A 13,967-nucleotide genomic window follows, 5' to 3' on the forward strand; every position below is an offset into this window, starting at 1 on the left:
GGCGCCGCATCGGTGTCGACCTCGGTTCGGAAAAGCCGACACCCCATGAATCATACAGGAGTCGCCCTGGGAATCCCCCTTCTCAAACACGCTCTAAGGCGTTCGTGCGCGGGTGCTCGGTCAGCTCGAGCCGTCCGCGGACGGCATTGAGGTTTTCCGTCCTCTCCGAGTATCGGGCAATGGCCGGTGGATTCAGGGGCTAAGCGCAACGGGCGGATTGAAGCGGATTGAACCGCGCCGGGTTTGCCGAACCGGTCGTCCCGGGATAGGGCAATGTCGACCGGCGGGGGAAGCGGCATTGAAAGCTCACTGCAAATTGGTCAAGAGTTGCGGTGACTGCCGGAGAAAGGCCGTGCCCTTCAGATACACGCTGCGCCAGCTCGAATACTTCGTGGCGGTCGGCGAAGCCGGGTCCATTGCGCAGGCCTCGGAGAAGCTCAACATCTCCTCCCCCTCGATCTCGGCCAGCATCGCGCAGCTGGAGAGGGAGTTCGGCCTGCCGCTCTTTGTCCGCCAGCATGCGCATGGCCTGTCGCTGACCCCGGCGGGGCGGGTGATGCTCGACCAGGCGCGGGTCGTCCTGCGCGAGGCCGACCGGCTGGCCGACATTGCCGGCGACATCACCGGGGTGGCCCGCGGTCCGCTCTCGGTGGGCTGTCTGCTGACCTTCGCGCAGATCGTCCTGCCCAGCGTCCGGCGCAGCTTCGAGACCGCCTATCCGGAGGTGCGCATCACCCAGGTCGAGCTCAATCAGGCCGAGATCTTCAGTGCCCTCCGCCGTGCCGAGATCGACCTTGCGTTGACCTACAATCTCGACATCCCCGCCGATCTGCGCTTCGTCGCGCTGGCCGAGCTGCCGCCCTACGCGCTGGTGAACGAGAGCCATCCACTGGCGGAGCGGACCGAGGTCTCGGTCGACGACCTGCGGGAATATCCCATGGTGCTGCTCGACCTTCCGTTCAGCGCCGAGTATTTCTTGTCCTTCTTTGCCCGTCACGGGGCCAGGCCGCGGGTTGCCGAGCGCACCCGTGACATGGGGGTGATGCGGAGCCTCGTGGCCAACGGCTATGGCTATTCCATCGCCAATATCCGCCCGATGAGCGACCTGTCGCCTGACGGCAAGCGGTTGCGGGTCATCCCCATGGTGGGCGATCTGCGCCCGATGCGTTTCGGCCTGCTGATGGCGCCGGAGGCGGAGAACCTGGTGACGATCCGCGCCTTCGTGGCGCATCTGAGGGGCATGCTGGCGGCGGGCGAGGTGCCAGGGATCGCCGAAAGCGCGCGCCCGACGAGCCCCGGCGGTTAGACAAGGCCTAAGCCCTGCTTTGGCAAGCCCGACTTTGGCTTGCGCGCCTGTGCCCCTATCGTCCGGACCGAGGGAAGGAGACGGACATGCGCGATCCGCGTTACGACATCCTGTTCGAGCCGGTCCGGATCGGACCGCATACCGCGAAGAACCGCTTCTACCAGGTACCGCACTGCAATGGCGGGGGGTATCGTGACCCGTCCGCCGCCGCCGCGATGCGCGCCATCAAGGCCGAAGGTGGGTGGGGCGTGATCTTCACCGAGCAGTGCGAAATTCATCACAGCTCCGAGATTACCCCCTTCATCGAGCTGCGCCTGTGGGAGGATCGCGACATCCCCGCACTGCGCCGCATGGCCGAGGCGATGAAGTCTCATGGCGCGCTTGCCGGCATTCAGCTTGCCTATTCCGGGGTCAACGGGCCCAACCTCTATACCCGCGAGGTGCCGCTCGCGGTCTCGGCAATGCCGATCCGCACCTTCACCAACGACCCGGTGCAGGCGCGCGCGCTCGACCGCAGCGACATCCGCAATCTGCGCCGCTGGTTCGTCATCGCCGCTAAACGCGCGCGCGCGGCGGGCTTCGACCTCATCAACCTCTACGGCGCGCATGGCTTCGGCATCTTCCAGCATTTCCTCAGCCGCGCCACCAACCAGCGCAGCGACGAGTATGGCGGCAGCCTCGAGAACCGCTCGCGCTTCGTGCGCGAGGTGATCGCCGACATCCGCGAGGCGGTGGGCGATGTCATGGCCATCGCGCTGCGGGTCTCGCTCGACGAGACCATCGGCGATCTGGGGTTTTCCAATGCCGAGATGCGCGACTTCGTGGAGATGAACCGCAACCTGCCCGACATCTGGGATCTGGCGCGCGGCACATGGGAGGATTGCTCCGGGCCCTCGCGCTTCAAGGAGGAGGCGGCGCAGGAGGCGCTGGTGCGCGGCATCCGCGAGCTCACCGACCGCCCGGTGGTGGGGGTGGGCCGCTTCACCTCGCCCGACGTGATGGTGCGGCAGATCAAGTCCGGCGTGCTGGACATGATCGGCTGCGCGCGACCCTTGATCGCCGACCCGTTCCTGCCGAAAAAGATCGAGGAGGGGCGGATCGAGGACATCCGCGAATGCATCGGCTGCAACATCTGCATCTCGGGCGACATGACCATGTCGCTCAGCCGCTGCACCCAGAACCCCACCTTCATGGAGGAATGGCGCAAGGGATGGCATCCCGAGCTGATGAACCCCAAGGGCGAGAGCGCGAATGTGCTGGTGGTGGGCGGGGGGCCCGCGGGGCTCGAGGCGGCGCGCGCGCTGGCGGTGCGCGGCTATGATGTGGCGCTGGCCGAGGCCGGGCGCGAGCTTGGCGGGCGGGTGGCGCGCGAGCGCCGGCTGCCGGGACTCTCGGCCTGGGGGCGGGTGGCCGATTACCGCATCTACCAGCTTTCGCAGAAGCCAAATGTCGAGATCTATTTCGACAGCAACCTCGATGCCGCGAGTATCCTGTCCTTCGGCTTCGAGCATGTGTGCATCGCCACCGGCGCGCGCTGGCGCCGCGACGGGGTGAGCCGTCAGCATGTGGTGCCGCTTCCCATCGACGGGGCGATGCCGCTCTTCACGCCGGATGAGATTATGGAGGGCAGCCTGCCCTCGGGGCGGGTGCTGCTCTATGACGACGATCACTATTACATGGGCGGGGTGCTGGCCGAGCACCTGGTCGCGTCAGGCTGCGAGGTGGTGCTGGTGACGCCCGCGGCGCGGGTCAGCGACTGGACCTTCAACACGCTGGAGCAGCACGCGATCCAGAAGCGGCTTCTCGAGCTTGGCGTCGAGGTGGTGCTGAATCGCGGCGTGGTCGCGATCGGGCGCGGGCATGTGGTCTCCGACTGTGTCTACACCGGGGCGACGCGCGAGATCGGCTGCGACGCGGTGGTGATGGTCGCCTCGCGGATCGGCAATGACGCGCTCTACCGCGATCTCAGGGCGCGCGAGGGCGACTGGGCCGATGCCGGGATCAAATCGGTGAGGATCATCGGTGACGCCGAGGCGCCGGGGCCGATCGCCTGGGCGACCTATGCCGGGCATCGCTACGCGCGCGAGCTCGACACCCCCGACGTCGACGACGCGCTTCCCTTCCGCCGCGAGATCACGGAGCTTTGGGATGAGTGAGCGGGCAAGGTGCGGCATGACGGGGCGCGGGCGTCGGCCGGCACGGGTTAGGGAGCGCCCAACCAGTGCTGAGGAAGTCCCGACTTAGCGGTGCCCGTTCCCCTCTAGTAGGCTTTTTCGGAAAACGCTCAGCGGAGTAGCGGTTCTTGTCTGAACACATTGCCGAAAAGGAAGCGATCGGGATCAGGAACGCCGTCAAGCGCTATGGCGGGTTCACCGCGCTCAAGGGCGTCACCCTTTCCATCGCCGACAATGAGTTCTTTACCCTGCTGGGGCCGTCGGGCTGCGGCAAGACCACGCTTCTGCGGATAATCGCCGGCTTCGAGGCGGTGAGCGAGGGCGAGATCGTGCTCTATGGCGAGCGGATCGCGCATCTGCCCCCCGACAAGCGCCCCGTCAACACCGTCTTTCAGCATTACGCGCTCTTTCCGCACATGAGCGTCTTCGACAATGTGGCTTTCGGGCTCAGGCGGCTGCGCAAGTCGCCCGGCGAGGTCGAGGCGACGGTGCGGCGGATGCTGGAGCTGGTGCATCTGCAGGACTTTGCCGACCGCCTTCCGGGGCAGCTCTCGGGCGGGCAGCAGCAGCGCGTGGCGCTGGCGCGCGCGCTGGCGCCCCATCCCCGCGTGCTGCTCCTTGACGAGCCGCTCTCGGCGCTCGATCTCAAGCTGCGGCAGGCGATGCGCAGCGAGCTCCTGCGGCTTCAGCGCGACACCGGCATCACCTTCGTCTTTGTCACCCATGATCAGGAAGAGGCGCTGGCGATGAGCGACCGCATCGCCGTGCTGCAGGCCGGCGAGGTGCAGCAGGTGGGCACGCCCGAGGACATCTATCTGCGCCCCCGAAATCGTTTCGTGGCGGATTTCATCGGCGACACCAACTTCATCGAGGCGCGGGTGGAGCGCGTGTTCGATGGCGCCGTCGAGCTCACCATCGACAACGGCATCCCGGTGCGCGCGCGGCTCTCTCACAGGGTCGCGCCCGGCGAAATGGTGACGCTCAGCCTGCGGCCCGAGAACATCGTCATCACCGCGCCGGACGCGGGGCTGGCAGAGGCGCGGGTGCTCGAGCAGACCTTTCTCGGCCCCAACAGCCTGGTCACGCTCGAACTGCCCGGCGGGACGCGGCTGCACTGGCGGCGCTCCAACCAGAGCGGCAGCGGGCAGGGGCTCAGCCCCGGCGAGCGCGTCGGCGTGCGCTTTGCCGAGGATGCCATCGCGATGCTGACGTCATGAACGGGGTCACGGCCATGGACGCGCGGCGGCGCTGGCTGGCGCTGACCCCGGCCTATCTGGTGATCGGGGTGTTCATGGTCATCCCGCTGATGATCATGGTGGCGATCTCCTTCATGGAGCAGAACGTCTATGGCGGCGTCTTTCGGGTTTTCTCCACCGACGCCTACACCCAGTTCCTCTTTCAGCGCGATTTCGACGGCAATCTGGTCTTCAATCCCGCCTATCTGATCATCCTCGGCCGCTCGGTCCTGCTGGCGGGGGCGGCGACGCTGATCTGTGTCACGGTGGGCTTTCCGGTGGCGTGGTTCATCGTCCGTCAGCCGCCGAGGGTGCGCAACATCCTTGTCTTTCTGATCACCATCCCGTTCTGGACCAACCTTCTGGTGCGCGCCTATGCGTGGGTCATCATCCTCGGCCGCGGCGGCGTGATCGACAGCCCCTTCCGGGCGCTCGGTCTGCTGGAGCCCGACGGCACGCTGGGGCTGCTCTATACCAACACCGCGATCCTGATCGGGCTCACCTACACCTATCTGCCGCTGATGGTGCTGCCGATCTATGCCAGCCTCGAGAAGCTCGATTTCCGCCTCGTCGAGGCGGCGAGCGACCTTTACGCCGACAAGTGGTGGACGATGCGGCAGGTGGTGCTGCCGCTGGCCGCGCCGGGGGTGATCGCGGGGGCGATCCTGGTCTTCGTGCCGGCGCTCGGCGATTTCATCTCGCCGAACCTTCTCGGCGGCGCCAAGCGGCTGACGCTGGGAAGCCTGGTGCAGTTCCAGTTCGCCACCGCGCGCAACTGGCCCTTCGGGGCGGCGGTGGCGGTGATCCTGCTGGTCTTCGTGATGGCGAGCCTCGCACTGTATGTCCGGCTCACCCGCAAGGCCGCAAGGGCAGGCGAGCCATGAGCGCCCGCACCCGCACCCGTGCCGAGGCTCGCAGCGGCGCCGGGCGCATCGCGCATTTCAGCTGGCTCGGGCCGCTGGCGCTCGTCTTCTATGCCTTCCTCTATTTCCCGATCGTGGTGCTGATCGCCTATTCCTTCAACGACAGCCGCTTCGCGATGATCTGGCAGGGCTTCTCGCTGAAGTGGTATGCCACGGTGCTGGAGAACGGCGACATCCAGACCGCCTCCCTCAACTCGCTCGTTGTCGCCACCACTGCCACGGCAATCTCGGTGAGCATCGCCACGGTGGCGGCGCTGGCGCTGGCGCGCGGCGGCGCGTTTCGCGGCAAGACTCTGTCGATGGGGCTGATCGCGCTGCCGATCGTGGTTCCGGAGATCGTCACCGCGGTGGCGACGCTGATGTTCTTTTCCGCCATCGGGCTTTCGCTGGGGCTCGGCAACCTGATCATCGCCCATACCGTCTTCTGCATTCCCTTCGCCTTCATGCCGATCCGGGCGCGGCTTCAGGGCATGGACGAGACGCTGGAACAGGCGGCGGCCGATCTCTACGCCAGCCGATGGGAGGCCTTCCGCCTTGTCACCCTGCCGCTGCTCGCGCCAGGCATCTTTGCCGGCGCGGTGCTGGCCTTCGTCATCTCGCTCGATGATTTCATCATCTCGCTGATGATCTCGGATGCCGGCACCACAACGCTGCCCGTCTACATCTTCAGCATGATCCGGCGCGGGGTGACGCCCGAGGTGAACGCCGTCTCGACCATCCTGTTCAGCGTCTCGCTGATACTGGTCTCGATCTACTGGATGGCCTCGCGACGGAAGAAGGACGAGGCGTGATTCACAAACCCACACGAAATGGTTCCATGACCAACAGAGGAGGGAGACCATGACGATCAGGATCCTGGCCGTGGGAGCGGCGCTCGGGGCGCTCGCCGGGGCGGCGACGGCCGAAGAGCTGCACATCTACAACTGGACCGACTACACCGCGCCCGCGCTGATCGAGAAGTTTGAGGCCGAGACCGGCATCGACGTGGTGGTGGACACATACGACACCAACGAGACACTGCTGGCCAAGCTCAAGTCCGGCGCCACCGGCTATGACATCGTGGTGCCGAGCCAGCACTTCGTGAAGATCATGATCCAGGAGGGGCTGCTGCAAAAGATCGACATCAAGAGCATGCCCAACTATGCCAATGTCGATCCACGCTGGAAGAACCCGCCCTGGGATCCGAATCAGGAATACTCGGTGCCGTGGCAATGGGGCTCGGCGTCGTTCTCCTATCGCGCGGATCTCTATTCCGGCAAGGGCGAATCGCTGAAGGAATTCTTCGAGCCTTTAGAGGAGGTGAGCGGCCGTCTGCAGGTCTTCGCCTCGCCGGATGAGGTCTACAACCTGGCCAATCTCTATCTCGGCCTGCCGTTCTGTTCGGAAGATCCCGAGGACGCCAAGAAGGTGCTGGCGCTCTTCCAGGCGCAGAAGCCCCATGTCCTCACCTACAGCTCCGAGGGGATGAACGACCGTCTCGCCACCGGCGAGGTGATCATGGCCACCCACTGGAACGGCTATTCGCTGGTCGGGCGGCGCGAGGCCAACCCCAACATCGTCTATGCCTATCCCAAGGAAGGCATCGTGGGCTGGTTCGATTCCGTCGTCGTGCCGGTGGGAGCAAGCAATGTCGAGGCGGCCAAGAAGTTCATGAACTTCATCATGGATCCCGAAAACATCGCGCTTCAGTCGAACTTTGCCGCCTATTCCAACGGCATCATGGGATCGGAGCAGTACATGGACGAGGCACTGCGCACCGCGCCCGAGCTCAACCCTCCGGCGGATGTGCCCGTCAAGTTCGGCGAGGCGTGCTCGGCCGAGGCGCAGAAGCTGATCGAGCGGGTCTGGACGCTGCTGCTGCAATAGCCGTGGCCGCACTCCGCAACAGCCGGACCCGCGCGCCCCGGCGCGCGGGCAGGGGGCGCGCGGACTGATCGGGGGAGAGGTGCCATGAGCAAAGGCGATCTGGCGTGGCTTTCGGGTCACGAGGCGCTGGCGGCATTCGGTAGCGGCGCGCTTTCGCCGGTGGAGCTCATGGAGGCGGTGCTGGAGGCTGCCCGCGCCGCCGAGTCGCGCGTCAACGCGGTGACGGAATGGCTCGACGAGCGCGCGATGGCGGGCGCGCGCGCGGCCGAGGCGCGCTGGCGCGCAGGCACCGCACGCCCTCTCGAGGGGCTGCCGCTTGCCGTCAAGGAGGAGATGCGCCTCGCGGGCACGCGGCGAAGCTCGGCCTCGCTCGTCTATCGCGACCAGGTGGACGAGGAGACGGATGTCTATGTCCAGCGCCTGATCGACGCCGGCGCGATCCCGCATCTGAAGACCACGACGCCGGAATTCTGCCTTCTGGGCGCCACCCATTCCCGCCTGCACGGGGTGACGCGCAACCCCTGGAACCCCGAGTTCAGCCCCGGCGGCTCGTCGGGCGGCTCGGGCGCGGTGCTTGCCACGGGCGGGGCGCCCTTGGCCACCGGCACCGACATCGGCGGCTCGATCCGCATCCCCGCCTCCTGCTGCGGGGTGGTCGGCTACAAGCCGCCCTATGGACGCAACCCCGAGATCCCGGTCTTCAACCTCGACTACTACAGCCACAGCGGCCCGATGGCGCGCTCGGTGGCCGACTGCGCGCTGATGCAGAACGTGACCAGCGGGCAGGATCCCTCCGACATCGCCTCGCTGCGCGAACGCGTGGTGCTCGACACCGCGCCGCCGCCCGACCTTCGCGGCTGGCGCATCGCCTACAGCTACGATCTCGACGTCTACGAGGTCGAGACCGCCATGCGCGAGGGGCTCGACCGGGCGCTGGCGGTGTTCCGCGATCTGGGCGCCGAGACCCGCGAGGTCTCGCTCGGCTGGCCAAGGGAGGCGCCGCGGGCGGCCGAGGCGCATCTGGCGCATCTCTGGGGCGCGGGGATCGCGCGGCTTCTGCCCGAGCACCGCGACGAGCTTTGCGACTACACGCTGGCCTTCATCCAGGCGAGCCGGGCCACCACCGCCGAGGACTACCTGCGCGCCGACGAGATCGCGGTGAAGATGTTTCGCGAACTGGCCCGGGTTTTCGAGACTGCCGACATCCTGCTCTGCCCCACGCTGGCCATCGCCGCGCCGCCGGCGGAATACGGCGCGCCCAACGACTGGGTGATCTTCGATGGCGAGCGCCGGCGCATGGGCGAATGGGGCTGGGAAATGACGCTGATGTTCAACATGCTGAGCCGCTGCCCGGTGCTGTCGGTGCCGTCCGGTTTCACGCCGTGGGGCGTGCCCACGGGGGTGCAGATCGTCGCGCCGCCCTATCACGACGAAACCGCGTTTGCCGCGGGGCTTGCCTATGAGGCGGCGGCGGGGCCGTGGTTCGCCGATGCCAAAGGCCGCCCTCCGGCGTGGGCGGGGGGTGCTTAGGCGCTTCCGAAGCAAGGATGAGGCAAACAGTTCGTTTTCGTCGTCGCAAGTCGTGAAAGGATGCGCGCGAGGATCGCGCGCGCCCGCACACCCGGCGGGGCACTGGGCGGAGAGGGCGCAGCCGCAGGAAGGTTCGCCGGACGGCGAGGATGCCGGACAGGAGGGCGAGATGCCGACCGAGACAATCGACACGCTGATCGTGGGCGGCGGCCAGGCGGGGATTGCGCTGAGCGAACATCTCGGGCGTCGCAAGATCCCGCATCTCATCCTCGAGAAGAACCGCATCGCCGAGGCGTGGCGCAGCGGACGATGGGACAGCCTCGTGGCCAATGGCCCGGCCTGGCATGACCGCTTCCCCAACATGGAATTCAGGGATTTTCATCCCGACGACTTCGTGCCCAAGGACGCGGTTGCGGATTATCTGGAGAACTACGCAAGGATGGTCGGCGCGCCGATCCGCACCGGCGTCGAGGTGCGCTCCGCCGAGCCGTGGTTGGGCCGCGGCGGCTTTCACGTCGAGACCAGCGAGGGCGCGTTCCACGCCCGCCGGCTTGTCGCCGCCACGGGCGCCTTCCAGATCCCCGTCATTCCGCCCGTCCTGCCCGAGGAGGCCGGGGTCGCGCAGATCCATTCCTATCACTACCGCAACCCCGAGCAGCTCGCACCCGGCGCCGTGCTGGTGGTGGGGGGCGGCTCCTCGGGGGCGCAGATCGCCGACGAGCTCAACCGGGCCGGGCGCGCGGTCTATCTATCCATCGGGCCTCATGAGCGGCCGCCCCGGCGCTACCGCGAGCGCGATTTCGTCTGGTGGCTCGGGGTGCTAGGGCTGTGGGACATGGCCGCGCCCAGACCCGGCACCGAGCATGTCACCATCGCGGTGAGCGGCGCCTATGGCGGGCAGACGATGGATTTCCGCCGGCTCGCGGCCGAGGGGGTGACGCTTCTGGGCATGACCGACCGCTTCGAGGGCGGGCGGCTCTTGTTCCGCGACGATCTGCGCGACAACATCGCCCGCGGCGACGAGAGCTATCTCAAGCTCCTCGACCAGGCCGATGCCTATGTGGAGCGCACCGGCATCGCGCTGCCCGAGGAGCCCGAGGCGCGCCGGCCCTGGCCCGATCCCGAGAGCCTGGTGCATCCGATCCGCGCGCTCGATCTCGCCGGGCGGGGCGTGCGCACGGTGATTTGGGCCACCGGCTTCCGGCAGGATTATTCCTGGATCCGTGCCGATGCCTTCGACGAGCGCGGCGCGCCGCTCCACAGCCGCGGCGTCTCGGTGGTGCCGGATCTCTATTTCCTCGGCCTGCCGTGGCAGTCGCGGCGCGGGTCGAGCTTCATCTGGGGCGTTTGGCACGACGCGAAATACATCGCCGATCAGATCGCCATCCAGAACGCCTATCTCGCCTATCCCGGCAGCGCCGGCGCCGGCGCGGGCGGGCAGACGCGGTCGGTGGCGGAATGAGGGCGAGGTCGGGGCATCCGCGCCGCCTCGAGCGGCCGGATGGCGCGTTCGCGCAGTATCTCATGGGGCGCCATCGTCGCCCGGCGCGGGCACGCGGGGGGAAACGATCGAGGGAGGGGCCGGACATGGCGCATGAGCGGATCCGCAAGTTCAACACACGCGACACCTATCCCGAGCAGAGGCTCGACAACGATCTGTGTCAGGCGGTGGTGACGCGCGGCGGCAGGATCGTCTGGCTGCGGGGACAGTGTCCCCAGAACCTCGACGACGCGAGGAACATCGACAGCCGTGATCCCGCCGAGCAGACCCACAAGGTGATGCAGAACATTCGCCAGCTGATCGAGGAGGCCGGCGGGCGGATGGAGCATCTGGTGAAGCTGGTCGTCTACATCACCGACATCCGCCACCGCGAGGCGGTCTACCGGACGATGGGCGAATACATCCGCGGGGTGCATCCGGTCTCCACCGGGCTGGTGGTGCAGGCGCTGGCGCGGCCCGAATGGCTGGTGGAGATCGATGCCACGGCGGTGATCCCCGACGAGGACTGATCGCGGGGCGAAGGGCGGTCGGCTCTCTCGCGCGCCGCCCGAAGGTAACCGGGACTGGGAGACAGCGCGGGAGCTGCGCAGGGAGGGACGGGCTCGATGACATTTTCGCTGGTGGCGCGATGCGCGGAGACCGCGATGTTCGGGGTGGCGATCTCGTCATCGTCGCCGGCGGTGGCGGCGCGCTGTGCCCATGCGCGGTCAGGGGTGGGGGCGGTGGCCTCGCAGAACGTGACCGACCCGCGGCTGGGGCCGATGGCGCTCGACCTGATGTCGGCGGGCGCGGGCGCGGCTGCGGCGATTGCCGAGCTGCAGCGGCGCGGCAGCTTCATGGAATACCGGCAGGTTCTGGCGGTGGACCGCGAGGGCGGGAGCGCCATCCATTCGGGCGCCAACAGCCTTGGCATCTGGGCGCAGGCGCAGGCGCGCGATGTGGCGGCAGGGGGCAACCTTCTGGCCAATGACGGCGTGCCGGCGGCGATGGTCGCGGCGTTTCTGGGCAGCAGCGGGCATCTGGGAGATCGTCTGCTCGTGGCGCTGAGGGCTGGGCTCGAGGCCGGGGGCGAGGCGGGCCCGGTGCATTCGGCCGGTCTTCTGGTGGTCGGTGAGCAGCCCTGGCCGCTCGTTGATCTGCGCTGCGACTGGACCGAGGACTGCCCGATCGCGGCGGTGGAAAAGGCGTGGGAGATCTACAAGCCGCAGATGGAGGATTACGTCCTGCGCGCGCTCGATCCGCGCCGGGCGCCCTCCTATGGCGTGCCCGGCGACGAGTAAGCCCAGAAAGGAATGCGGCCTGGCGGATGGCGCGTAGCCCCGCAGGGGGTCGCAGGGCAGTCAGGCGCGAGGGGGCACTCTTTCGGGCGGCGCGGATGCGCGATTCCGCTATCGACGCGGAGGCCGGTCGGCTGCATGAATTCGCCTGCAGGGCGCGGTTCGGTTTCATCCATGCGCGCATCGCCGCCCCGCGCGCTGCGCGTCAGGAGAAGGCGGCGGGGCGGCCGGAGCTGCCGGCGGCTTGCCGGACCGGAGACCTCCGCCTCGTGCATGTGGCCGGGAAGACATGGGGCGCGGACCGGAAAGCACGCGCCCAGGATTTCATGGAGGTCCATCACCTTCCGGTGGCGCGTATCCGGACCCTGCACGGCTATGTGCCCATCCGGCGGTCGCGCAGGCGTGGCGCCGGGCCGGGCCGGAGGGCCCGTGCGGGGAGCGGTCCCGAGAGCGTCCCGCCGCGCGGCAAGGGGGCGCCGGGGCATGGCCCGCGGCAGCGGCATCGCTCGACGCTCCCTGCCGTCCTGCCGGCGCAGGTGATGAGCCGGGCGCGCCGGAGGCGCGGGCGGTGGACCACGGACGGGCAGAACCCGGAAGGCGGAGGGCAGCATGGTCGAAATCAGCCGGACGCTGGCACTGCTGGAGCGGCTCGTCGCCTTTCCGACGGTGAGCGGGGAGGGCAATGCCGAACTGATCGGCTGGGCGGCAGGGCTTCTGCGTGAGGCGGGATTTCGGCTCGGGTATCTGCCATCATCGCAGCCCGGCAAGCTCGGGCTTGTGGCGCGGGCCGGGCCGGAGGCGCCGGGCGGCGTGTGGCTTTCGGCGCATGCCGACGTGGTGCCGGTGGAGGGACAGGGCTGGACGCGCCCGCCCTTCCGGCTCAGCCGCGAGGGAGAGCGGGTCTTTGGCCGCGGCGTCACCGACATGAAGGGCTTTCTCGCCGCCGCGCTGGCGATGGCCGAGCGGGCGGGGCGGGGCGGGCTTGCCGCGCCGCTCGGGCTGGTGATTTCCTATGACGAGGAGGTCGGCTGTCGCGGCATCCGGGAGATGCTGCCGGCGCTGGCGCCGCATATGCAGGGCGCGCGGGCGGTGATCGTGGGCGAGCCCACGCAGATGCAGGTGGCCATCGGGCACAAGGGCAAGACTGCGCTCAGGGTCACCTTTCGCGGCGAGGCGGGCCACAGCGCCGAAGCCCCACGATTTGTCAACGCGATCCATCTCGCGGCGGCTTTCGTGACGGAGATGCGCGCGCTTCAGCAACGGCTGGCGCAAGGGGTGCGCGACGAGGCCTACGGCGTGCCGTATTCGACGGTGCATGTGGGGCGGATCGGGGGCGGGCGGGCGCTCAACATCGTGCCCGAGGAGGCGTGGATCGAGATGGAATTCCGCCACCTCGCCGAAACCCCGGCAGCAGAGATCCGTAGCCAGATCGAGGCGGCGGCGCGACGGGTGGGGGCCGCGCTCGGCGCGCCCGGGCATATCGCGATCGAGGAGACGGCGGCCTATCCGGGCCTTGCCACGCTGCCGCAGGCGCCGGTGGTGGGCTGGGCAAGGCGGATGAGCGGCAGCGAGGCGCTGACGAAGGTCTCCTTCGGGACCGAGGCGGGGTTCTTCGCCGGACTCGGCCTGCCGGTGGTGGTGCTTGGGCCGGGGGAAATGGCGCGCGACGGCCACCAGCCCGACGAGAGCCTGTCGCTCGACCAGCTCGCGCTGTGCGAGGCGATGCTGGAACGGGTGCGCGAGGACCTTCGCGGCTGAGTGGCGCCAGCGGGGTGTCCGTCGGAAGACGGGCGCGGATCAGCCCCGGCGCCGCCCTTTGTCGGCAGCATCGCGATCACCTTCGTCCGCCGTGGCAGCCCTGGCGCCGCGTCTGCCTGTGACGCTGTCCTTGACCTGCCGCAATAATTTTCACGCCATTGCCTACAGTAACTTTTATTTGCCTCCGATATTATCTAAGTATTTATCTGTTATATAATTGAATTCATTTAGGAAAATCACATAGTTACGTTAAAGATCTATTTGATTTTTGAATTCCAGTGCTTTCTTTGGTTGAGCTTGTTAGAGCGTGTTTGAGAAGGGTCACTGCCATCTTCTGAGCAGCGTGGCGGTTGCGGCGATGGTGATGAGGGCTTCGGCGACGGCGGTGAGTTGCGCG

Annotated in this window: 11 protein-coding genes; all 11 read left to right on the top strand. The window is 67.7% G+C overall.

Annotated features, from left to right (window positions below; genetic code table 11):
- Nucleotides 1-352: 352 nt before the first annotated feature.
- Nucleotides 353-1,306: a LysR family transcriptional regulator gene (locus tag EDC22_RS17550; RefSeq protein ID WP_132808019.1), complete on the top strand. Its 954-nt coding sequence runs from the start codon at nucleotides 353-355 to the stop codon at nucleotides 1,304-1,306.
- Between the two features lie 86 nt (nucleotides 1,307-1,392).
- Entirely contained in the window at nucleotides 1,393-3,462 is a 2,070-nt protein-coding gene (locus EDC22_RS17555) for an oxidoreductase (protein ID WP_132808021.1), read from the top strand.
- Nucleotides 3,463-3,608: 146 nt separating this feature from the next.
- Nucleotides 3,609-4,697, top strand: a complete 1,089-nt coding sequence (locus EDC22_RS17560) for an ABC transporter ATP-binding protein (protein ID WP_132808023.1) — start codon at nucleotides 3,609-3,611, stop codon at nucleotides 4,695-4,697.
- Entirely contained in the window at nucleotides 4,694-5,599 is a 906-nt protein-coding gene (locus EDC22_RS17565) for an ABC transporter permease (protein ID WP_132808025.1), read from the top strand. The genes EDC22_RS17560 and EDC22_RS17565 overlap by 4 nt, the downstream gene beginning before the upstream one ends.
- Complete coding sequence (locus EDC22_RS17570) at nucleotides 5,596-6,429, top strand: ABC transporter permease (protein WP_132808027.1); 834 nt, start codon at nucleotides 5,596-5,598, stop codon at nucleotides 6,427-6,429. Before EDC22_RS17565 ends, EDC22_RS17570 begins: the two co-directional genes overlap by 4 nt.
- A 49-nt stretch (nucleotides 6,430-6,478) precedes the next feature.
- A complete protein-coding gene (locus tag EDC22_RS17575) occupies nucleotides 6,479-7,504 on the top strand; it encodes an extracellular solute-binding protein (RefSeq protein ID WP_132808029.1) in 1,026 nt (341 codons plus the stop codon).
- An 84-nt stretch (nucleotides 7,505-7,588) separates the two neighbouring features.
- A complete protein-coding gene (locus tag EDC22_RS17580) occupies nucleotides 7,589-9,034 on the top strand; it encodes an amidase (protein ID WP_132808030.1) in 1,446 nt (481 codons plus the stop codon).
- A 169-nt stretch (nucleotides 9,035-9,203) separates the two neighbouring features.
- Complete coding sequence (locus EDC22_RS17585; RefSeq protein ID WP_132808032.1) at nucleotides 9,204-10,496, top strand: flavin-containing monooxygenase; 1,293 nt, start codon at nucleotides 9,204-9,206, stop codon at nucleotides 10,494-10,496.
- Nucleotides 10,497-10,621: 125 nt separating this feature from the next.
- Entirely contained in the window at nucleotides 10,622-11,044 is a 423-nt protein-coding gene (locus tag EDC22_RS17590; protein WP_132808034.1) for a RidA family protein, read from the top strand.
- 96 nt (nucleotides 11,045-11,140) lie between these two features.
- Nucleotides 11,141-11,815, top strand: coding sequence for a DUF1028 domain-containing protein (locus EDC22_RS17595; RefSeq protein ID WP_132808036.1), 675 nt, complete (start codon nucleotides 11,141-11,143; stop codon nucleotides 11,813-11,815).
- Nucleotides 11,816-12,421: 606 nt separating this feature from the next.
- Nucleotides 12,422-13,570, top strand: coding sequence for an acetylornithine deacetylase (gene argE, locus EDC22_RS17600; protein ID WP_132808038.1), 1,149 nt, complete (start codon nucleotides 12,422-12,424; stop codon nucleotides 13,568-13,570).
- The last annotated feature ends 397 nt before the right edge of the window (nucleotides 13,571-13,967 follow it).

It is taken from the genome of Tepidamorphus gemmatus (assembly GCF_004346195.1).
GTDB classification, from domain to species: Bacteria; Pseudomonadota; Alphaproteobacteria; order Rhizobiales; family Tepidamorphaceae; genus Tepidamorphus; species Tepidamorphus gemmatus.

What these genes read in the sequence shown, in the direction of transcription:
- EDC22_RS17555 (WP_132808021.1), top strand. Translation starts at nt 1,393, where the DNA reads ATGCGCGATCCGCGTTACGACATCCTGTTCGAGCCGGTCCGGATCGGA.
- EDC22_RS17580 (WP_132808030.1), top strand. Translation starts at nt 7,589, where the DNA reads ATGAGCAAAGGCGATCTGGCGTGGCTTTCGGGTCACGAGGCGCTGGCG.
- EDC22_RS17575 (WP_132808029.1), top strand. Translation starts at nt 6,479, where the DNA reads ATGACGATCAGGATCCTGGCCGTGGGAGCGGCGCTCGGGGCGCTCGCC.
- argE (WP_132808038.1), top strand. Translation starts at nt 12,422, where the DNA reads ATGGTCGAAATCAGCCGGACGCTGGCACTGCTGGAGCGGCTCGTCGCC.
- EDC22_RS17565 (WP_132808025.1), top strand. Translation starts at nt 4,694, where the DNA reads ATGAACGGGGTCACGGCCATGGACGCGCGGCGGCGCTGGCTGGCGCTG.
- EDC22_RS17585 (WP_132808032.1), top strand. Translation starts at nt 9,204, where the DNA reads ATGCCGACCGAGACAATCGACACGCTGATCGTGGGCGGCGGCCAGGCG.
- EDC22_RS17570 (WP_132808027.1), top strand. Translation starts at nt 5,596, where the DNA reads ATGAGCGCCCGCACCCGCACCCGTGCCGAGGCTCGCAGCGGCGCCGGG.
- EDC22_RS17595 (WP_132808036.1), top strand. Translation starts at nt 11,141, where the DNA reads ATGACATTTTCGCTGGTGGCGCGATGCGCGGAGACCGCGATGTTCGGG.
- EDC22_RS17590 (WP_132808034.1), top strand. Translation starts at nt 10,622, where the DNA reads ATGGCGCATGAGCGGATCCGCAAGTTCAACACACGCGACACCTATCCC.